21 protein-coding genes, 2 tRNA genes and 1 pseudogene are annotated in these 19,311 nt (G+C 44.5%); 18 read left to right on the forward strand and 6 right to left on the reverse strand.

The annotated features are described in order from the left end of the window. Positions 1-46: 46 nt before the first annotated feature. Entirely contained in the window at positions 47-271 is a 225-nt protein-coding gene (locus tag ACL9RM_RS05635; RefSeq protein ID WP_013309613.1) for an alpha/beta-type small acid-soluble spore protein, read from the reverse strand. Positions 272-376: 105 nt separating this feature from the next. Here ACL9RM_RS05635 and nrdR point away from each other — a divergent pair, with 105 nt between their 5' ends. The 3 genes from nrdR (at position 377) to ACL9RM_RS05650 (ending at position 1,134) form a co-directional block, all read left to right on the forward strand. Next, positions 377-844 carry a transcriptional regulator NrdR gene (gene nrdR / locus ACL9RM_RS05640; protein ID WP_013309614.1) on the forward strand — a complete coding sequence of 156 codons (468 nt, stop codon included), beginning with the start codon at positions 377-379 and terminating at the stop codon, positions 842-844. A 129-nt stretch (positions 845-973) separates the two neighbouring features. Continuing rightward, a tRNA-Ala gene (locus ACL9RM_RS05645) sits at positions 974-1,049 on the forward strand. Positions 1,050-1,061: 12 nt separating this feature from the next. Beyond that, positions 1,062-1,134, forward strand: a tRNA-Lys gene (locus ACL9RM_RS05650). Between the two features lie 130 nt (positions 1,135-1,264). Here ACL9RM_RS05650 and ACL9RM_RS05655 read toward each other — a convergent pair. From ACL9RM_RS05655 to ACL9RM_RS05665, 3 genes are read right to left on the reverse strand one after another with little or no spacing between them, the layout of a single operon-like run. Continuing rightward, a complete protein-coding gene (locus ACL9RM_RS05655) occupies positions 1,265-2,269 on the reverse strand; it encodes an alpha/beta hydrolase family protein (RefSeq protein WP_250267965.1) in 1,005 nt (334 codons plus the stop codon). Further along, complete coding sequence (locus ACL9RM_RS05660; RefSeq protein WP_250261842.1) at positions 2,266-2,916, reverse strand: GNAT family N-acetyltransferase; 651 nt, start codon at positions 2,914-2,916, stop codon at positions 2,266-2,268. Before ACL9RM_RS05660 ends, ACL9RM_RS05655 begins: the two co-directional genes overlap by 4 nt. Before the next feature lie 17 nt (positions 2,917-2,933). Beyond that, positions 2,934-3,689, reverse strand: a complete 756-nt coding sequence (locus tag ACL9RM_RS05665; RefSeq protein ID WP_250267966.1) for a MerR family transcriptional regulator — start codon at positions 3,687-3,689, stop codon at positions 2,934-2,936. Positions 3,690-3,916: 227 nt separating this feature from the next. Here ACL9RM_RS05665 and ACL9RM_RS05670 point away from each other — a divergent pair, with 227 nt between their 5' ends. From ACL9RM_RS05670 to ACL9RM_RS05695, 6 genes are all read left to right on the forward strand, one after another. Beyond that, positions 3,917-4,795, forward strand: coding sequence for a radical SAM/SPASM domain-containing protein (locus ACL9RM_RS05670; RefSeq protein ID WP_061828666.1), 879 nt, complete (start codon positions 3,917-3,919; stop codon positions 4,793-4,795). 236 nt (positions 4,796-5,031) lie between these two features. Then, positions 5,032-5,238 (forward strand): hypothetical protein, encoded by a 207-nt coding sequence (locus tag ACL9RM_RS05675; protein ID WP_250261840.1) that lies wholly within the window; start codon positions 5,032-5,034, stop codon positions 5,236-5,238. 66 nt (positions 5,239-5,304) lie between these two features. Beyond that, positions 5,305-5,541 carry a hypothetical protein gene (locus ACL9RM_RS05680; protein WP_422759358.1) on the forward strand — a complete coding sequence of 79 codons (237 nt, stop codon included), beginning with the start codon at positions 5,305-5,307 and terminating at the stop codon, positions 5,539-5,541. A gap of 3 nt (positions 5,542-5,544) precedes the next feature. Further along, on the forward strand, positions 5,545-5,760 hold the full coding sequence (locus ACL9RM_RS05685; protein WP_250267968.1) for a hypothetical protein: 216 nt from the start codon (positions 5,545-5,547) through the stop codon (positions 5,758-5,760). Next, complete coding sequence (locus ACL9RM_RS05690) at positions 5,702-6,673, forward strand: ABC transporter substrate-binding protein (protein ID WP_250267969.1); 972 nt, start codon at positions 5,702-5,704, stop codon at positions 6,671-6,673. The genes ACL9RM_RS05685 and ACL9RM_RS05690 overlap by 59 nt, the downstream gene beginning before the upstream one ends. Positions 6,674-6,983: 310 nt before the next feature. Then, positions 6,984-8,678, forward strand: coding sequence for a methyl-accepting chemotaxis protein (locus tag ACL9RM_RS05695; protein WP_250261837.1), 1,695 nt, complete (start codon positions 6,984-6,986; stop codon positions 8,676-8,678). Positions 8,679-8,941: 263 nt separating this feature from the next. Here the strand turns inward: ACL9RM_RS05695 and ACL9RM_RS05700 are convergent, their stop codons facing one another. Beyond that, complete coding sequence (locus ACL9RM_RS05700) at positions 8,942-9,829, reverse strand: LysR family transcriptional regulator (RefSeq protein WP_061828664.1); 888 nt, start codon at positions 9,827-9,829, stop codon at positions 8,942-8,944. A gap of 126 nt (positions 9,830-9,955) precedes the next feature. Here ACL9RM_RS05700 and ACL9RM_RS05705 point away from each other — a divergent pair, with 126 nt between their 5' ends. The 4 genes from ACL9RM_RS05705 (at position 9,956) to ACL9RM_RS05720 (ending at position 14,637) form a co-directional block, all read left to right on the forward strand. Then, positions 9,956-10,627 carry an O-methyltransferase gene (locus tag ACL9RM_RS05705; RefSeq protein ID WP_250261836.1) on the forward strand — a complete coding sequence of 224 codons (672 nt, stop codon included), beginning with the start codon at positions 9,956-9,958 and terminating at the stop codon, positions 10,625-10,627. Positions 10,628-10,980: 353 nt separating this feature from the next. Continuing rightward, complete coding sequence (locus tag ACL9RM_RS05710; RefSeq protein ID WP_061828662.1) at positions 10,981-11,727, forward strand: DeoR/GlpR family DNA-binding transcription regulator; 747 nt, start codon at positions 10,981-10,983, stop codon at positions 11,725-11,727. A 2-nt stretch (positions 11,728-11,729) separates the two neighbouring features. Continuing rightward, the gene (gene pfkB, locus ACL9RM_RS05715) at positions 11,730-12,641 is read left to right on the forward strand and encodes a 1-phosphofructokinase (protein ID WP_025719683.1); all 912 of its coding nucleotides are present in this window, start codon (positions 11,730-11,732) and stop codon (positions 12,639-12,641) included. A gap of 67 nt (positions 12,642-12,708) precedes the next feature. Beyond that, the gene (locus tag ACL9RM_RS05720) at positions 12,709-14,637 is read left to right on the forward strand and encodes a PTS fructose transporter subunit IIABC (RefSeq protein WP_250267973.1); all 1,929 of its coding nucleotides are present in this window, start codon (positions 12,709-12,711) and stop codon (positions 14,635-14,637) included. A 163-nt stretch (positions 14,638-14,800) separates the two neighbouring features. On the opposite strand, the gene ACL9RM_RS05725 is transcribed toward ACL9RM_RS05720, so the two are convergent. After that, entirely contained in the window at positions 14,801-15,676 is an 876-nt protein-coding gene (locus tag ACL9RM_RS05725) for a LysR family transcriptional regulator (protein WP_414126224.1), read from the reverse strand. A gap of 111 nt (positions 15,677-15,787) precedes the next feature. Between ACL9RM_RS05725 and ACL9RM_RS05730 the strand changes: the two genes are divergently transcribed. The 5 genes and pseudogenes from ACL9RM_RS05730 (at position 15,788) to ACL9RM_RS05750 (ending at position 19,173) form a co-directional block, all read left to right on the forward strand. Further along, positions 15,788-16,174 carry a tautomerase family protein gene (locus tag ACL9RM_RS05730; RefSeq protein WP_250261833.1) on the forward strand — a complete coding sequence of 129 codons (387 nt, stop codon included), beginning with the start codon at positions 15,788-15,790 and terminating at the stop codon, positions 16,172-16,174. Continuing rightward, complete coding sequence (locus tag ACL9RM_RS05735; protein WP_250261832.1) at positions 16,171-16,506, forward strand: carboxymuconolactone decarboxylase family protein; 336 nt, start codon at positions 16,171-16,173, stop codon at positions 16,504-16,506. The genes ACL9RM_RS05730 and ACL9RM_RS05735 overlap by 4 nt, the downstream gene beginning before the upstream one ends. 111 nt (positions 16,507-16,617) lie before the next feature. Next, positions 16,618-16,830 (forward strand): annotated as a pseudogene (locus tag ACL9RM_RS05740) (family 1 glycosylhydrolase); the annotation flags it as partial. A gap of 177 nt (positions 16,831-17,007) precedes the next feature. Continuing rightward, positions 17,008-17,910 carry a LysR family transcriptional regulator gene (locus ACL9RM_RS05745; protein ID WP_250261831.1) on the forward strand — a complete coding sequence of 301 codons (903 nt, stop codon included), beginning with the start codon at positions 17,008-17,010 and terminating at the stop codon, positions 17,908-17,910. Positions 17,911-18,033: 123 nt separating this feature from the next. Beyond that, on the forward strand, positions 18,034-19,173 hold the full coding sequence (locus ACL9RM_RS05750) for a 5-methyltetrahydropteroyltriglutamate--homocysteine S-methyltransferase (protein WP_250267974.1): 1,140 nt from the start codon (positions 18,034-18,036) through the stop codon (positions 19,171-19,173). Positions 19,174-19,311 lie beyond the last annotated feature (138 nt).

Here is a 19,311-nt window from a genome sequence, read left to right on the forward strand (position 1 = left end):
GCCCATCCATACACTTTATCTTGTTATTTCTGCATTATTACCGCGATTATTGGTATTGACCTGCCAATTGTTGTTCGGCGATCGTTACGAGGCGTTTTGTGATGTAGCCCCCGATCGAACCGTTCTCATAGGAAGTCATGTTACCTTGGTAACCATCTTGAGGAATGCTGATACCCAGCTCTTGAGCGATTTCATATTTCATTTGCTCCAGAGCGCCGGAGGATCTGCTGACTACCAGATTGTTGGAGTTGCCATTGTTTCCTTGTGCCATTGTTGTTCACCTCCTCGCGATATGGTAAACATATTATGATCTGTTTTGACAAAATTATTACTAAAAATCTACGGGAATTTATTGGAAAAAGAAAGTGGTGAGATTATGAAATGTCCGTATTGTGCCTACAACGGCACGAAAGTGTTGGATTCGCGACCTGCGAATGATAACAAGTCCATCCGTCGCCGCCGTGAATGTGAGCAGTGTGCCAGGCGTTTTACCACCTTTGAAATGGTGGAGGAAACCCCGCTCATGGTCATCAAAAAAGACGGCAGCCGTGAAGAGTTTAGTCGTGATAAAATGCTGCGCGGTCTCATTCGAGCCTGCGAGAAGCGCCCAGTATCCGTCGAGCAACTGGATATGATCGTATCCCAGGTAGAGAATGCTATCCGCAACACAGCAGCCACAGAAGTGGATAGCCAGCAGATCGGTGAGCTGGTCATGGAACAGCTTTACCCAGTGGATGAAGTCGCCTACGTACGTTTTGCGTCCGTCTATCGTCAGTTTAAAGACATCAATATGTTTATGAAGGAACTGAAAACACTATTATCTAAAGATACAGCCAGCGACTGATCGCTGACTGTATCTTTCTTGGGACAAAGTGGGAAGATGATTATATTTTTTATAAAAGTATTGACACAGGGATAAAAATTTTATATGATATAGAAGTCGCTTGAAACGTTGATTAAACTTACTTATGATGGGGCCTTAGCTCAGCTGGGAGAGCGCATCGCTGGCAGCGATGAGGTCAGGGGTTCGATCCCCCTAGGCTCCACCAAACTTTTATTATGGACTCTTAGCTCAGTTGGTAGAGCAGTTGACTCTTAATCAATTGGTCCAGGGTTCGAGTCCCTGAGAGTCCATCCTTTAGAAAAAACGGCAGAGATGCCGTTTTTTTGTTGTTTATAGATCTATTCCCAGTCTAACCGAGAACAGTTATGGGGTTTTCATTAGCATATTCAAAAGAAGTATGGCAAAAAAGAACATCCTTGTTTAACGCTGATTGACATAATCGGCAAGGATTTTGAGATACTCGTCATTCACCAATTTTCTTGGGGCGAATACGGCTGTTAAAAAAGTTAGAGATTTTGAACGCGCGATTTTTTCATCCATCATGGAATGGTCGGCTTCAGGTAAATGAATAACGGACAGCAGCTCTGCGGGTATTTTCTGGCGGTAGACTCGCTCGGTATCCTTTACATCTACATTAATATCTTTGCCAGCCAGAACCAAGAGTACAGGAGAATGGAAGTGACTTAATTCTTCGGTGGAATCAGACCGGAAATTTTTGCCTATAAAGCTCCATCTTTCTTTGGAGATCATATCCTCAGGATCGGCTATGCTTAGGTATTCTTCATAAGAAGCATGTTTTTTCAGTAACTGTAGAATCTCTTGATCGTAGTTCAATGTCTTTTGAATTTCTTGCGGAGTAGCTCCTTCTTGCTCCATTTCTTTTCTGGTATTAAATTGTCCTTGGGAAATCCAGTTCACGGCAGGCGATACAAGGATGCTGAATGCAATATCATGTTCCTCTTTAACGATCTTCGGAATGACCCATCCTGCTTGACTGGCTCCCCATAGGCCGATTTTTTGCGTATCAATCATCGGCAAGGTTCTCGCCCAGTCTATTGCATATCGGATCTCCTGTGCGCGGTCCTCCATGCTTTGATCCAGCCAATTGCCAGGGGCACTATTAATACCGGGCTTATTCAATGACAGGGAGGCATAACCCTTGGAGGCGAACTTTTCCCACAGTGGTTTGTATCCATCATCATATGTGTCATTAATAGGACCATCCCCATGCACAAAAACAATTAATCCAACCTTTCCCGAGTAACCCTTAGGCAAAGCTAACGTGCCTGTTAGGAGCCCTTTGGGTGTCGCAATTTGTATTTTTTCTTCCGTCATTTTGTAGGAATTTTGATATAGAACAATGAGTATCAAGGCAACAGCTAGAGCTGCCGCAATACCCAAAGTAAGCTTAAATGTTTTTTTCAATGGTGTTCTCTCCTCGAATGCAGGTTCTCTTTCCAACTCATCAGATGCCATTCAGGCTCCTTGAACCAAAAATGCCGTAACCCATTATATTTGGATTGTTCTACTTCAAACGCCAGTTTGTGATACAAATGGATAGCCCCTTGGTTCTTATGCGCTACATGAAGCGTCAATGCATGAAACCCAGATTCAACCATAAATTGCTGTGCGAAAGCTAGAAGACGGCGTCCTATTCCCTGGTTACGATGACTTGAACGAATCGCCAAATGATCAATGTAACACTCATTTGCAACGGGGGTATACTCCAGCACATGCATACCTGTCAAAAATTTAAGTATATTAAAGCAACCAAACTGTTTTATGAGCGGAGCCAAAGAAATGGGGGGTGTTTCAGGAAGGGAAGAGGAGGAGGGTTTCCATTTAAGAGAAAGAACACCGATAACTTCTTCGTTTTCTTTGGCTACAAATTGTTTCATAGATGTAGAATAAGGATTTTGAACCCAAACCTGCATTAACAACTGCTGTATAGCTTGATCCTCCAGTGTAACAAGAGATTGGAATTTTGCTTTAAACGATTCGACTAAAAGACTACAAACAGCTTCATGGTCTTGTTTCTGGTATGCAACAATGTCAAAGGATTTTGCACTCATGTAACGCCCTCCTAGATTTATTCTACTTTAACTTGAATTTCGTATTGCAGCTTGTTGTTGTCGAACATCGAAAGATAAGATTTTTCTACTAGAACAATCTTGCTTTGGCGGTTATATTGGTGATGAGCCACATATCGTTCCAATTGTTTAATTTCATAATCAATCTCAGGCTCTTCAATGACGGAAAGATGCTTATAAAGATAGTTGCCTTCTTCCAGAATATAGTCAGCCACATCCACCGTTTCATAACACAGCTTCACCTGTCCGGCATCAGACAAGTAATGCAGGTCATTTTCAAATAATCGAGGTGGGGCCGGGCGGTGTTTAAATAAGTTTCCGGCAGTAAGCTCTTGACCATTCTCCAATGCAAACCATAGCTTTAAATGACGGGGACCTAATCGTTTGACCTGATATTCATCATTTCGCTGAGTCAGGCTATCATGTTCTTCTAACAGTTTGTGAATAAACTGTTCATGCATTTTCAAGTTAGCTATTTCAGCCTGTACCTTCTGCAACGAATGCTCTAAAAGCCGGTTATAATTATCGGCAGCAAAGGAAGTCATACATTCTAGAATCTGGCCGACAGGGACGTTTAATTTGCGTAATAATAAAATATGCGAAAGCTGATAAATCTCATGAAGCCCGTACATCCGATATTGATTTTCTTCTGTATGTGATGGATACAGGATTCCCTTTTCTTCAAAATATCGCAGTTGATGTACAGATACATTCATGAGCTGGGCAAGCTGGCTGATCGTAATGTGTTCTTTCAATGACAGGACTCCTTACTGGTAGAGAATAACTCCACTATAAACCTTAGGTCAGACCTAGGGTCAATAGAAAATATCAAATCAAATCTTGGATAGGCATAGGTGTCGAGCATTTAATGCCCACACCAAGGGGAGGCTGGAGAGTTTACCTGTCGGTGATAACCCGTTATAATCATAAGATTAGTGAGCATAAACAAGATGCTCAGGATGAAGGTTAGAATGGGGAAATCATGTTGAAAACTTTTAAAAAGGTATACATTGAGATAACGAGCATTTGCAATCTTGCATGCAGCTTTTGTCCTCAAACACAGCGTGTCAAAAAATTTATTGATCCGGAAGTCTTTCGAAATGTGCTTGATCAGGTCAAACCACATACGGATTACATCTATTTGCATGTAAAAGGAGAGCCGTTGCTCCATCCGAAAATTGATCTTTTGCTGGAAAGTGCTCATGAGAAAGGATTGAAGGTCAATATTACCACCAATGGTACCTTGCTGCCGAAGACCGGACATAAGCTGCTTGGGCAACCAGCGCTGCGTCAGATGAACTTCTCTCTTCACAGCTTTGACGGGCACGAAGGCTCCGTGGATCGAGAAGGATATTTGGGTAATATTTTCACGTTTGTAAGAGAAGCAGTAAAACACAATGTCATTATTTCGTTCCGTCTCTGGAACCTGACTCAGGATAATCTGACTAATGTGCAGCGTCAGCGCAACCGGGAAACGCTTGAACGACTGGAGCAAGAGTTTGGACTGGACTATCGGATTGAGGAAAAGGTGATACCAGGCAGTGGGGTCAAAATCGCACCAAACGTTTATTTGAATCAAGACCATGAATTTGAATGGCCGAGCCTCAGTGCCCCGGAAGATGACGGAAAAGGCTTTTGCCATGCACTCCGTAGCCAGGCGGCGGTATTGGTGGATGGAACGGTGGTCCCTTGCTGTCTGGATGGAGAAGGTGTCATTAATTTAGGTAACGTGCATGAACAATCTTTTTCCGACATTGTGGAAGGGGAGCGTGCCAACCGTCTGTACTTCGGTTTCTCCAAGAGAGAAGCGGTAGAAGAGTTATGCCGAAAATGCGGGTACCGCAAACGATTTGGAACATAATCATACAGGTGAGCTCTAATCAACAGTAGAATGAATTGCAAGAAAGATAGCCCTTTTGCAGGGCTTTTTACATATATTTCGATTATATACATACATAATCAATGGTTTTGAACTGTTCAGAGGAAGTTAGATACAAGCGATTGCTTGTGAGAATGATTATCAATTATAATGAGTTTAATCTGATAGGGCGGAATAAGAACTGAAGGAACGGTTTGGATGGAGGTTGAGCGGTAGTAATGAAGTTGAGCGATCACATTTTGCTGTGGAATCATGTTTTTATACAGGTGATGGATGTTCGTCATAAGAAGATGGAAAAAGGGGAGGAGCTACGAACCTATCGACTTCCTGTTAGTGCGTTCTTGTATGCTGTGCGTGGAAGCGCACGGGTACGGTTGGATAACAGTATTCACAGGGTAGAGCGTTTCCATGTACTGCATGCTTGAAAAGGAAAATCCTTTTCAGAATCAGTATGCTTTTGCACCTCATTACCCGCTGCCCCTGTACGATAAGTGAAGCTGTTGGAGCAAGAATGGCGTGAAGCTTCTGGACTTGGCAAACTGCATGTTAAAGCCTTATTTCATCAATTTGTATATGAGTTGTTGCAGCAGTTGTATGGGCAGAGCATCGAACCTCTTAAGCCCGACCTTGTATCGCAGGCTGTAGCCTATATGCGTGAGCATTTTAGTCGGCCTATGACACTTGAGTCCATTGCGGAGGAGCTACAATGCAGTACTGGACATTTATAAAGGTTGTTCAAAAGTAAAATGCATACCAGTCCGATTCATTACTTGGGCCAAGTAAGAGCAGATCGAGCAGCAGAACTGCTAATGCAGACGGACGCCACTTTTATTCATGCACGGAAGAGTCAAAATAACGGCCATGATGATTATGTTGTGTTTATCATTGATGCTGGGAGCTTGCTCGGCTCCGACGAATACAAATGGAAGCTCGCAAACGAAGGCTAATCATACAGCGACATCATCCAACAGCGATGGACAAGCGGCAGTGCAAGCACAGACAAGAACGGTTAAGACATTAAAAGGCGATGTGGAAGTACCTGCAAACCCGAAACGAATGGCATCGGATCAGTATATGGGGCATCTTTTGAAGCTGGGGATTATTCCGGTGGGGGTCAGAAGCTATATGCTGAATGAGGCTTGGATTGATCAATCGGGATATCCCAAAGAGAAGTTGGCCGGAATCAAGGATCTCGGTGATTTTCCTATGGATTTGGAGGAACTGACCGTTCTGCAACCGGATTTAATTATCGGTTCAATCGAAAAGAACATCGACAGCTACCAAAAGGTAGGAACGACCGTGTTCTTGCCGTATTGGGAGGGCGAATCTACAGCGGGGCCACTGGATAAATTCCGCAGAATCAGTGAAATCTTTGGCAAGCAGAAAGAAGCCGAGCAGTGGATTACTGAATACGAGAAGAAAGCTGCAGAGGCCAGAACGAAAATTCAAGGTATCGTTAAGGACGGAGAGACGGTTTCAATTGTACAAGTCGCCAATAAATCGATATATGTTTTGGCAGCGAAAGGCGGCAATTACGGAAGTCCGACCATTTATCAGACGCTAAAGCTACCACCTACCAAGAAGGCATTGAACATGAAAGAAGGATTTGAAAATATTTCACTTGAGGTTTTACCCGAGTATATGGGAGATCACATCTTTGTATACGGTTCAGAAGATGAAGGGGCTAATCAGATTCTGCATAGTGAGCTATGGAAAGGACTTCCGGCTGTAAAAAAAGGACAGGTTTATATGTACGGTTCATTCAGCGATAAAGAGGATGAGTTTGTGATGGAAGATCCTTATTCATTGGAACTTCAATTGGATACCATAGTTAATCTCTTATTAACCCACAAAAAATAAAGCTGAATACAGCTATAGAAAAATAAACTGCTAAAAACGAGGGCAAACCTCTGTGTTTAGCAGTTTTTTTGTCGTAATTCAACAGAGGCACTCTCACCTCAGTCGCTTATGGTAGTCGTCACCGCGCCATTAATGACGGCTGTTCGCTGCAACGTCCCCGTTTACAAAAAACAGTGACTATTCTCACAAAAAAGCGACATATTCCGACACTGGAATGCCATATTATAGTAAGTGTTGATAGGCTATAATCGTAGCAGTGAAAACGGATGGTCACAAAAATTTATTAGAGTCAGGATTGGTGGTTCAAATAATGAAGCTGGCAACAAAATTAACCTGGATGATGCTCATCATACTGCTTCTCGTAGGCTCCTCCATTGGATACTTCGGATATCGTACCGCTTATCATCAAGTGGATGAAGCTGCTGGGATCGAGTTGGTGGGTTGCGCCAATATTACGACTGGCCTTATAGATCCTGCCGATATATCGGCTCTGGTCAGTGGAGATAACAGCAAACTTGCTGCCATTGAAGACCGGATCGGCTGGATTGTAGCACATAAGCCTATTTTTAAAGAGGCTTTCATTATCTCCTTGGATGGAAAAATTCTGGCCGCCGATGCCAACTTCAAGCAAAGAGGCTATCAAGCTGGCGATTCCTTCTACTTCACAGACGAAGACAAAAAAATGATAACTACCATGAAGCATTCAGCATATTCCAAGGTTTATACATATGAAGGAACCTCGCTCAAAACCGGATACGGCCCCATTTATCAGGACCATGATCCCACCAAGCCCATTGTTGCACTGATGGCCATCAATTTTGACGGTTCGTTAATTCAGGAACGTACGTTGGATATTATTGTTCAGCCCTTTATTATTGGCGGCTCCATTTTCATCGTGGCTATCCTTGTTGTTTACCTGCTGATTCGCCATATGGTAAGTCCGCTTACCAAGCTGTCAGCCTCTGTGAATACCATTACCAAAGGCGATCTTACTCATGAACCGCTTCTTTTCAAAAGCAAGGATGAAATCGGGACGCTGGCCAGCGACTTCAACGATATGACAATGAACCTGCGCAACCTGATTACTCAGGTCAACAACACCTCTATGCTGGTCGCTTCTTCCTCTCAAGAGCTGTCTGCCAGCGCACAGGCAACGAACCGTGCTGGAGAGCATAGCGTGAATGTTACGATTGAGTTGGCCGATGGGGCGCATACCCAACTGGAGAATCTGGAAGGAAGCTATAAAGCTGTTCAGGATATGTCACGCTTCATCAGCGATATTGCCGGCAATGCAGACATCGCAATGAACAAGGCCGCGGATAATGTCCAGAAAGCACGTCTTGGCCGGGAATCGATGGATTCCACCACCTCCCAAATGGGAGTTGTCAGCGAAAGCATCGGCGATCTCTCAAGCATTATTCATACGCTTGGCAGCCATTCCAAGGAGATTGAGAACATTGTCGGCACCATCGCCAGCATCGCCGAGGAGACCAACTTGCTGTCTTTGAATGCAGCGATAGAAGCTGCGCGTGCCGGAGAAGAAGGTCAGGGCTTCGCCGTTGTCGCTGGCTCTGTCCGCAAGCTGGCCGAACGTTCTGCCAATTCTGCCACACAAATCAGCGAGCTGATCAGTCTGATTATCGCCCAAATGGACAAGGCAGGAGAAACTATGAAGCGTTCCACGGACGAAATGATGCAGGGCAAAGAGTTAATCATATCAGCCGGACGCTCCTTCTCCGAGATCGAGGTCTCCATCTCCGATATGTCTTCCCAAAGCGAGCAAATATCAGCCACAGTTCGGGATCTGGCGCTGATCTCTGAAGGGCTCGTTGAAGCCATTCAGAATACCGTAATGGTCTCTAACCATACGGCTGAAGGGGCAAAGTCCCTGTCAGCCTCTTCGGAGCAACAGCTTGCTGCCATGCAAGAAGTGGAATCCTCCGCAGCGCTTCTCTCATCACTTGCCGAGAAGCTTCAGGTGCTTGTGGAGAACTTCAAGATTTAAATATTTATTTTTAGTTATGTAACGGAAGAATGGTCTAGATCTATAGAGGAGAAGTGCGTATAAACTACATTATCGATGGATTACGGTGTTCAAAGAGAAATAAACCGCTAAAAGACGAGGGTAAACCCTGTGTTTGGCGGTTTTTTTTATAGTGATTTTACCAAGGCATTCTCTCAGTCGCTTATGGTAATCGTTACTGCACGCAGTCGTGGCTCTTGTTATTTTAAAATACAGCGCTAGTGTACACAGGTGCCTAATGCTCATCAGGAATGGTTACGTATGAGCTGAATGAGATTTAGAGTAGCGGTAGATAGGGGTTCGTTCTTACGGGTACAGATGGCGATTGAATTGAGAAGCTGGATGTCTTCTACATATACCCGGCACAGTTCGCCACGTTCTACATATTCACGCACGACCAGTGAGGACACAAAGTTGGCACCATATCCGGCAATAACTGCGGTAATCGCCTCATGAAGCCCTGTGAAGTTTAGGGTGACCTGGGGGGCGGGGGCATTATAGGTTCGACATAAGGAAAATAATCTCTCCCGTGTCGAGCTCCCCTTTTCACGCATAACAAAGGGTTCATGCATCATTTCCAATAAAGAAACCTGCTGATTTGCATATCGATGATCTGGAGCTACCACGAACCACAATTCATCACGAAATAATTCTTCAGTCTGAATCGTATCGGGATACTGCTCAGGCAGTCCTCCGTAGATAGCCAAATCCACTTCTATATTTAATAGCTGCTGCAAAGCATCGTTGGAATTTGTAGTGTTAATCGTCATTTCAACATGTTCATATTGTTGTTTGAATTTTGCAATCCAGGCCGGAATGAGAAAATGAGCCGGTAAATAAGTAGCCGCTAGCCGGATATGACCATGAGCTCCATCACGATAATCTTGTGAAAATTGTTCGATTTGCTGTTCGACAGCAAAGAGCCGTCTGGCGAGTACAGCAAGTTTTTCACCAGCATCCGTTAAGGCAATCCCTCTTCCTAGCGGCATGAGCAGTGTGAGAGATATTTCTTTTTCAAATTTTTTAATCTGGGCGGTAATCGCAGGTTGGCTAATATTTAAAAGTTCAGAGGCACGTGTCACACTCCCTGTAGAGGCGACCACGTGAAATAAGCGTAATGCATGCAGGTTCAAGACCATACTTCCTTTCCGACAGATTCATATATGTAGATTATGAATAGAGCAAAAACATATATTATTTTTATAATAATAATTCATTTACAATCAAATTGTAAGTTAATCCAAAGGAGAGTGGAGCGAATGAATCAAACGAACACGTGGGATCAAGTAGACCAGTATATCTCGGAGTGTCTCATTCCGCATGATGCTGTCTTGGAACAAGTATTGGCCGCTAATCAAAAGGCGGGACTACCTCCGCATGATGTATCCCCCAATCAGGGAAAGCTATTAAATATCCTTGCTCAAATGCAGGGAGCGCGACGTGTGCTGGAGATCGGTACTTTGGGAGGCTACAGTACAATCTGGTTGGGAAGGGCGTTGCCGGAGGATGGAGAAATAGTTACGCTGGAAGCCAATCCGATCCATGCTAAAATTGCCCGGTCGAATATATCGTTGGCTCAGTTGGATGGAATAGTGGAACTTCGGGAGGGAGACGCTTTAGAGCAGTTAGCACAGATGAAAGAGGAGAGAGTTGACCCCTTTGATCTTATTTTTATCGATGCGGATAAACCCAATAATCCATTTTATCTGGATTGGGCACTTCGCTTCTCACATCCTGGCACCGTTATTATCGGTGATAATGTTATCCGTGAAGGAGAAGTGGTTCAAGCTTATAGCACAGACCCTCGTGTGCAGGGAGTAAGAAAGTTTTATGATATGCTAGCTGAGGAATCAAGAATTACAGCTACAGCTATCCAAACCGTGGGGAGCAAGGGGTATGACGGTTTCGTCATTGGAATCGTTAAAGGCTGAACGCTAAGCGTCTCGATTGGCTAAACACAAAGGGGAGCAGTCCTCGTGTTTAGCCTTTTTCTGAGCAGTAGAGAAGGTGGGGACGAATTGTGCGCATAATGGTAAAATAGTACTGCTGGAAGCTTTAGAACGTTTTTGAACGTTTACTGCTGAATTCCTATGTAAGAAGAATGAATTTACATAAAAGCAGATGAAATTTCTTTGAAATGTAAACGCAATCATGCTGATTAGAGCAGGAATTCACCATTTTGTAAAAAAATGAAGTCGGAATGAATTTTTTTGAATCTTTTTGAAGAAAAATGATTGTTTTTTGTCAAGTTTGTGGTACGATATGAACAGTTGGGGGAATGATGATGCTGACGGAAGAAAGATACAAGTTAATAATACAGCGCTTACAAGAATGTGGGGTTGTAAAGTTGCAAGAATTGGCTGATCTGTTGGGAGCTTCTGAGTCAACGATTCGGCGTGATTTGATAGATCTTGAGAGCCGTCAGTTGCTCAAGCGGATTCATGGCGGGGCAACCTTGCTGAATCAGAAAAGTCAGGAACCTGGCATGGAAGAAAAAACATTCAAAAACGTTCAAGAAAAAAATGCAGTGGCCCGTATAGCAGCCAAAGAAATTTTGGATGGCGAATGTATTTATCTGGATGCGGGAACAACAACGATGGCGATGATTCCTTACATTGAAGCTAAAGACGTGACGGTCGTGACGAATGGACTATCCCACGTAGAAGCACTGGTAAGCAAAAGAATCAGAAGCTATCTACTGGGAGGGATGATGAAAATTCATACCAAAGCCGTAATCGGGAGTATTGCCCTACAAAATTTGGACAATTTTCGATTCGACAAGTGCTTTCTGGGAACGAACGGGGTGGATATGGAAATGGGGTATACAACTCCTGATCCCGAAGAGGCGCTGATCAAGCGGCGTGCCCACCAGCTGTCTGGCAAAACGTATGTGTTAGCCGATTCCAGCAAAATTGGAGAAGTAACCTTCGCCAAACTGTTCGAGCTCAAGGAAGCTATACTTATTACTGAATCGATGCCAGAACGGTCACGCCGATCCATCGCTCAGAAAACTAAGATAATCGAGGGATAACAATGATATATACAGTAACGCTGAACCCTTCCATTGATTATATCGTGGAAGTTGATGATTTGAAGCTTGGTGATTTGAACCGGATGAAACGTGATTTAAAACTGCCAGGTGGTAAGGGGATTAATGTATCACGTGTACTGAACCAGTTGGGGGCAGATAGCACGGCGATTGGTTTTCTCGGAGGATTCACAGGCAGGTTTATCGACGATACATTGCGGGAAGAATCCATTAAAACTGATTTTGTAATGATCGAAGATGACACGCGGATTAACATTAAGCTCAAGCATGGCGATGAAACGGAAATTAATGGTTTGGGACCTGCGATTCGTGAGCAAGAGGCCGATGCGTTGGTGCAAAAGCTGGCGGGACTCCAGAAAAATGACATTGTCGTCTTGTCGGGAAGTATTCCACCGTCACTTGGAGGAGACTTCTATGATCGGCTGATTAGCGTATGCCAGCAAACTGGAGCTGAATTCGTCATCGACACCACAGGTGAGGCGCTGATGAAGGCACTGGTTCATAAACCGCTGCTCATCAAGCCGAATCACCACGAGTTGGCTGAGTTGTTTGGCGTAACGATTCATTCAAAGGAGGAGATCGTCACTTACGGTCGTAAGCTGCTGGAAGCAGGTGCAAAAAATGTACTGATTTCCATGGCAGGAGAAGGGGCTTTGTTCATTACGGCAGATGAAGTGTATCACGCAAATGTACCAGCAGGTACGGTGAAAAATTCTGTAGGCGCAGGTGATTCAATGATTGCTGGATTCGTGGGTACGCTGGCTCTTCATGGCGATCCGATCGAAGCATTCCGTGCAGGAGTGGCATCCGGAAGTGCAACTGCGTTTTCCGATGATCTGGCTACTAGAGAGAAAATTGAACAATTACGGCCGCAAGTCACGATTTCAAAACGGTAATCCGGCTGCATCATGAGCTTATTATGCGTGTATCAACACGCTGATCGAACTTAGGAGAGTGTGAAAAATGAGAATAACAGACCTGATGATTAAAGAAACGATGATCATGGACCTCCAGGCGACGACAAAAGACGAGGCGATTGAGGAGCTTATCGCTAGTCTCGAAGCAAGTGGACGTATTAATGACCGTGCCTTGTTTAAAGAAATGATTTACAAACGTGAAGCAGAGTCTAGCACTGGAATCGGCGGCGGCATTGCGATGCCGCATGCCAAGACTAAAGCCGTGAATGAAGCGACTGTCGTTTTCGCCAAAAGCAGTAAAGGCGTAGAATTCGAATCGTTGGACGGTGAGCCGGCAAAAGTGTTCTTTATGATTGCGGCTCCAGAGGGAGCAGCAAATACGCATCTTCGCACACTAGCGGCTCTTTCCCGGCTTCTAATTGATACCGATTTCATTGACAAACTGATGAATACGCAAACACCGGATGAAGTATCCGAGCTGTTTGATACCAAGCAGGCGGAAGAAGAAGCAGCCAAGAAAGCAAAAGAAGCAAAGAAAGAGGCTGCCAAAGCACAGAAAACGCCGGATGTTATCGTTGGTAACCCGAATTCAGACGAGTTTGTGGTTGCGGTGACTGCCTGCCCTACAGGCATTGCGCATACGTTTATGGCTGAAGACGCTCTCATTAAGAAAGCGACAGAAATGGGTGTTAACATCCGGGTAGAAACGAATGGCTCGGAAGGTGCGCAAAACGTACTCACAGCGGATGAAATTCGCCGTGCCAAAGGTGTAATCGTTGCTGCTGACAAAAAGGTTGAAATGGCCAGATTTGACGGTAAACCTGTATTGCAAAGACCGGTAAGCGACGGTATCCGTAAATCTGAGGAACTGATCCGCAAAGCGCTGAACGGCGATGCCCCAATTTATCATAGTGAAGGTAAAGGCAGCGTTGATGAGTCGAATTCGGAGAAGAGCAGCGTGGGCAGCAAAATCTACAAGGATTTAATGAACGGTATTTCTCATATGCTGCCATTCGTTGTAGGCGGGGGGATTTTGTTAGCAATTTCCTTCTTGATTGAACAAGTGGCAGGAGAAGACAATGCATTGTTCCAACTGTTGCAGACAATTGGTGGTGGAACAGGTGCGTTCCACTTCCTGATTCCGATACTGGCCGGATTTATCGCGATGAGCATTGGAGACCGCCCGGCACTGATGCCAGGTATGGTTGGGGGTCTGATGGCTGTAAACTCTAATGCAGGCTTCCTTGGCGGTCTGGCAGCTGGTTTCATGGCTGGTTATGTGGTGATCTTCCTGCGTAAAGCTTTTGCAGGTCTGCCGAAAGCGCTGGATGGTTTAAAACCAATCTTGTTATACCCTGTATTTGGACTTCTAATTTCAGGCGCGATTATGTTCTACCTGTTCGATCCAATTTTCGGTGGTATTAATACGTGGCTTGTTAATGTTCTGAACAATTTGGGAACAGGTAATGCAGTTATTTTGGGTCTGATCCTGGGCGGAATGATGTCGATCGACATGGGTGGACCTTTTAACAAAGCAGCTTACGCATTTTCGATCGGTGTCTTTACTTCCAGCGGTAACACGAACGGTGCTATGATGGCGGCTGTTATGGCGGGTGGTATGGTACCTCCGCTGGCGATCGCATTAGCTTCGACGTTCTTCAAAAATAAGTTTACTGAGCAAGAGCGCAAGTCTGGCTTGACGAACTATGTACTTGGATTGTCCTTCATTACGGAAGGAGCCATTCCATTCGCAGCTGCCGATCCTCTGCGTGTCCTGACCTCTTGTATTGTAGGTTCAGCGATTGCTGGTGGTCTGACGCAGTTCTGGCAAATCAATCTTCCAGCTCCACATGGCGGAATTTTTGTAGCAGCTCTTGCCAATCATGCTTTGCTGTTCTTGCTTGCAGTCGTGATAGGCTCCGTGATTTCCGCGCTCATTCTGGGACTGTGGAAAAAACCGCTCGAAGCGAAATAACGGGTATGTCAAGAGTATAAAAATTAAAAGAGGGCCACATTTCCTTAGGTCATCAAAATAGTAAAGCCGCTAAACATCAGGTTTCTGAGTGTTTGGCGGCTTTTTCTTTATGCAAAGGTGTCGGCTTTGCCTATATAGCTTATTAGTAATTATTGCATTGGAGCTATAGCCTATAAAGCTCCTTAACCAGCTGTATAAACAGCTTTCGGGCCGAAGACATATACTGCTGGTGATGGTTGTTTTGTAGCAGTCCAATAGGGATATTCGGGTCTGTTAACTGGAGGGGGAGGGCGATCAGTTCCTCCGGCAAAGGCATTGACGATAGAACCACTCCAACTGATGGAATCGTTTTTACAAATGTGGGGATCGACGAAATTTGACTGACAGTATAAAAAAACGGCATCGACGGAAAGCGTGAAAGCTCTTTCTCCAGTCGTATATGGTACAAGCAGTTCTTACCTCCGACGATAAGCGGATACTCGTACAGATCTTCGAGATGAAGCCCACTTTTTGCCGCGAAGGGATGATTACGGGACACAATAAAGGCGATGTGTTCGTGATATATGGGTTCAAAGTGTAAGGAAGGAATCGAGTGAGGTTCCCCGGAGATTGCAAAATCCAGCTTACCATCCACCAAAGCATTTGCGAGTGCATCCGTGTTTCCAACTGTAAAATGGCACGTAATATTCGGTTTATGCTCTCGAAACCGCTGCAGAACCAAGGGCAGTACGGTAGCCGCCACCGTTTCAATCACACCGATATGGAGCGTGCCAATCTCCTCCTTTTTCAGAGACTTCGCCTGGTCCATTACAAAATTCCAATGCTGAATAAGCCCGTTTATCTCCTCGGCATATAGTTTGCCTGGGGACGTTAACTCTGCATCCCAACCCCTTTTAAAAAGCTGAAATCCCAGCTCTTTCTCTAGCCTCTGGATTTGGTTCGTGACTGTAGACTGAGCGTAGTTTAATTTGGCAGCAGCTTTTGAAAACGTTCCTTCTTCGATTATGGTACGAAATGTAGTTAATTCTTTCAGATCCACGCATGTTCATCTCCATCGGTAAAATTGAATATATTTATGATTATTTTCAATTATACAGATGAAAATAAGAGGAGTACAATCATCTTATCCCAACGGATAGGAGAGATGAACATGCCATTTGTACGAGTTGGCTACATGGAGCAACAATACACAGAGCACGAGCTGCCTGGCATTAGCCGCTGTATCATGAATGCTTTGATCGAACATTTTCAGGTTCCGGAAAAAGATTACTTTCAGGTTTTTCATGCTCATAAGCAAAGCGAGTTTTATTATAGTCCCGATTATTTGAATGTATCCAGAACAGACAAGTTACTGTACATCCAAATTACAATGGGATCGGGTAGAACTACGGAACAAAAAAAGAGTTTCTACCAAAAGTTAGCGGAACTCTTATCTATTGAATGTAAGGTTAGACCGGAGGATCTATTTGTGACACTGGTAGAGACTGAATTAGAGGATTGGTCCTTTGGCAACGGACTTGCCCAGATGATTGTATGAAGCATAAATTGATCAGATCGAGTATTCGGGAAACCATCGGTGATTTTGCTCCCGCTTTTGTAGGTTATACGGAGGATGTTCTTTTTGGAGATGTATGGAGAAGAAGTGAGCTATCTCTCAGAGAACGGAGTCTCATTACAGTTGCCGCTCTGGTAGCGTGTGAGCATGTAAATCAACTTCCTTATCATCTGAAACTGGCCAAGGAGAACGGAATTTCGGAGGAAGAACTGGTTGAGGTCATTACACAGCTTGCCTTTTATGTAGGATGGCCCCGGGCAGCCTCAGCTATGCAGGTTGCCAAAGAGGTGTTTTGCAAAGAGAAAGAGAGTTAAGCATGAACCTAAAAACTGCTAAGCGCAAGGGATTCCGAGTGTTTAGCAGTTTTTTGGCATGATTGTGTTGTTATTCTGCATTGTTACTGATAAGCAGGCGATACCCAAATAATTCAACTGGCAATTACAGACGGTGTAGAAGTATTCGGCTTCTGTCCGTGGTCTGCGATTGACCTTGTTAGTACTAATCAGGGCTTCAGCAAACGTTACGGGTTTATCTATGTGGATCGTGAGGAGTTTGATCTCAAGGATCTGCGTCGTATTCGTAAACAAAGCTTCTATTGGTATCAAAAGCTGATTTCCACAAACGGTGAAATTCGTTAATTAAAGCCGCCGTGAAAAAGCACCTCCTTGAAATGGATATTACCATTTTGAGGGGGTGTTTGTATTTATAGCCTTGGGGAGAGTCTGAATTCATTCAAGCATCCAATCACTCCTTTCCCAGAAGTGTGATCGTGTATTATATAATAGAAGAAACACAAACGGAAAGGACATCATGCATTGACTTTACAACAATTAAAATATGTCATTGAGGTTGCCAATCGCGGTTCCATGAATGAGGCGGCAAAGCGGTTGTTCATTTCCCAGCCCAGTCTGTCGAACGCGATTCGTGATCTGGAGGAAGAAATTCATATCACCATTTTTGAGCGTACCAATAAGGGGATTTCTTTGTCCAAGGAAGGCGTGGAATTCCTCGGTTATGCACGCCAGGTCGTTGAGCAGGCAGAGCTGCTGGAAAGTCGCTATCTGGATGCCAAGCCTTCACCACAGCATTTTGCTGTGTCCACGCAACATTACGCTTTTGCTGTAAATGCATTCGTAAATCTGGTAAATCAATATGGTCAAGAAGAGTATGAATTGGCTTTGCGAGAGACCAAAACCCATGAAATCATACAGGATGTCAAAAGCCTGCGCAGTGAGATCGGAATCCTGTATCTGAATGAATTTAACGCTAAGGTCATTAATAAGCTGCTAAAAGATGCGAATCTGCAATTTAACAGCCTGTTTACGGCCAAGCCACATATTTTTATCAGTGCCAATAATCCGCTATCCCGACAGTCCATCGTGACCATTGACCAGCTTCATCCGTATCCGTATTTGTCCTTTGAGCAAGGGGAGTACAATTCCTTTCACTTTTCCGAGGAGATTCTCAGTACGTTATCGCATCCCAAAAGTATTCGTGTCCATGACCGGGCGACCCTCTTTAATCTGCTCATTGGCTTGAACGGCTATACCATTTCTACCGGGGTGATCAGTGCGGATCTGAACGGTAATGACATTATTTCCGTCCCTCTGGAATGTGATGAGTCTATTAATGTGGGATGGATTTGCCATAAAAACGCTGCGCTCTCCAAGCTGGCCACCGTCTATGTAGAAGCGCTACATGAGGCGATAGGGGGATAAAAAGTTGGATATAGCCTTAGGCTATAACTAGCTATAGTTTATTGGAGTTACCTTATAACTGAAAATGTATGTTATCTTTCTTACAAGAACTTCACTACAGAAGCGAAAAAGGAGATAACCCTAATGAGCAGCATCCTTGATAATGCATCCCAACGTAAAGTGACCCCTTTTAGACACGATATGGTCGGCAGCTTTCTGCGCCCGCAAGCGATTAAAGACGCTAGAATTCAATTTCAAAATAATGAAATCTCTGCGGACGAGCTGAGACAGATTGAAGATAACGAAATTATCAAGCTAGTGGAAAAGCAAAAATCCGTAGGACTTCAAGCCGTGACGGACGGCGAATTCAGACGCTCCTGGTGGCATCTTGATTTTATGTGGGGGCTGGACGGTGTGGAAAAGGTACAGCTTTCGAACGGCTACCAATTCCAAGGTGTGGAAACAAGAGCGGAAACCGCACGCTTGTCCGGTAAAATTGGACATTCCCGTCATCCTTTCATTGAAGATTTCAAATTCCTGAAGCAAGTAGCAGGTGAGGATGCGATCGCACGCCAAACGATCCCGGCACCTGCACAGTTCCTGGCCGAGCTGTTGCGCGGAGAGAATAAAGAAACAATCGATACGTATTACAGCAATCTGGATGAACTGGTGACGGATATCGCCAAAGCCTACAAATCGGTGATTCAAGCGTTGTACAATGAGGGCTGCCGCAGCTTGCAACTGGATGATTGCACATGGGGTATGCTCTGTGATAAAAACTATTGGGAAGCTAGACAGCATGCGGGTGAAAATGTGGAAGATACCAAAAAGCTGTTTGCCCGCGTGAATCAGGAAACGGTGAAGGATCTTCCAGCCGATTTGGTCGTAACGACCCACGTATGCCGTGGTAACTACCATTCCACTTGGGCATCTTCTGGCGGCTATGAGCCTGTAGCCGAAACCTTGTTCGGCATCGACAACATCGACGGCTACTATCTCGAATTCGATACCGACCGTGCAGGTGATTTCACACCGCTTAAGCATCTGAAAGATCAAAAGCAGGTCGTACTGGGCCTCGTTTCCTCCAAAACGGGTGAACTGGAAGACAAGCAGACGGTCATTAACCGCATTAAGGAAGCGACTCAATTCGTGGACATCAACCATATCTGCCTCAGCCCACAGTGCGGCTTCGCTTCAACAGAAGAAGGCAATATTCTGACGGAAGAGCAGCAGTGGAAAAAGCTTGCCTTCATTAAAGAGATTGCAGACGAGATTTGGAAGTAAGGGTTTAGTTTAGGGGATAAATAGGTTTTATTAACTTAAAGGTTTCTGCTATATAAAAGACTAGGTGAAGGTGTCATTCATCATTAGCCTTGGACATTATTGAAAAAGAGAGTCTCATGAGTCTGTAAAATAGATTGT

The organism is Paenibacillus sp. S29 (assembly GCF_049319765.1).
GTDB classification, from domain to species: Bacteria; Bacillota; Bacilli; order Paenibacillales; family Paenibacillaceae; genus Paenibacillus; species Paenibacillus polymyxa_B.

What these genes read in the sequence shown, in the direction of transcription:
- ACL9RM_RS05635 (WP_013309613.1), bottom strand. Translation starts at nt 271, where the DNA reads ATGGCACAAGGAAACAATGGCAACTCCAACAATCTGGTAGTCAGCAGA.
- nrdR (WP_013309614.1), top strand. Translation starts at nt 377, where the DNA reads ATGAAATGTCCGTATTGTGCCTACAACGGCACGAAAGTGTTGGATTCG.
- ACL9RM_RS05660 (WP_250261842.1), bottom strand. Translation starts at nt 2,916, where the DNA reads ATGAGTGCAAAATCCTTTGACATTGTTGCATACCAGAAACAAGACCAT.
- ACL9RM_RS05670 (WP_061828666.1), top strand. Translation starts at nt 3,917, where the DNA reads ATGTTGAAAACTTTTAAAAAGGTATACATTGAGATAACGAGCATTTGC.
- ACL9RM_RS05675 (WP_250261840.1), top strand. Translation starts at nt 5,032, where the DNA reads ATGAAGTTGAGCGATCACATTTTGCTGTGGAATCATGTTTTTATACAG.
- ACL9RM_RS05690 (WP_250267969.1), top strand. Translation starts at nt 5,702, where the DNA reads ATGCTGGGAGCTTGCTCGGCTCCGACGAATACAAATGGAAGCTCGCAA.
- ACL9RM_RS05695 (WP_250261837.1), top strand. Translation starts at nt 6,984, where the DNA reads ATGAAGCTGGCAACAAAATTAACCTGGATGATGCTCATCATACTGCTT.
- ACL9RM_RS05705 (WP_250261836.1), top strand. Translation starts at nt 9,956, where the DNA reads ATGAATCAAACGAACACGTGGGATCAAGTAGACCAGTATATCTCGGAG.
- ACL9RM_RS05710 (WP_061828662.1), top strand. Translation starts at nt 10,981, where the DNA reads ATGCTGACGGAAGAAAGATACAAGTTAATAATACAGCGCTTACAAGAA.
- pfkB (WP_025719683.1), top strand. Translation starts at nt 11,730, where the DNA reads ATGATATATACAGTAACGCTGAACCCTTCCATTGATTATATCGTGGAA.
- ACL9RM_RS05720 (WP_250267973.1), top strand. Translation starts at nt 12,709, where the DNA reads ATGAGAATAACAGACCTGATGATTAAAGAAACGATGATCATGGACCTC.
- ACL9RM_RS05730 (WP_250261833.1), top strand. Translation starts at nt 15,788, where the DNA reads ATGCCATTTGTACGAGTTGGCTACATGGAGCAACAATACACAGAGCAC.
- ACL9RM_RS05735 (WP_250261832.1), top strand. Translation starts at nt 16,171, where the DNA reads ATGAAGCATAAATTGATCAGATCGAGTATTCGGGAAACCATCGGTGAT.
- ACL9RM_RS05750 (WP_250267974.1), top strand. Translation starts at nt 18,034, where the DNA reads ATGAGCAGCATCCTTGATAATGCATCCCAACGTAAAGTGACCCCTTTT.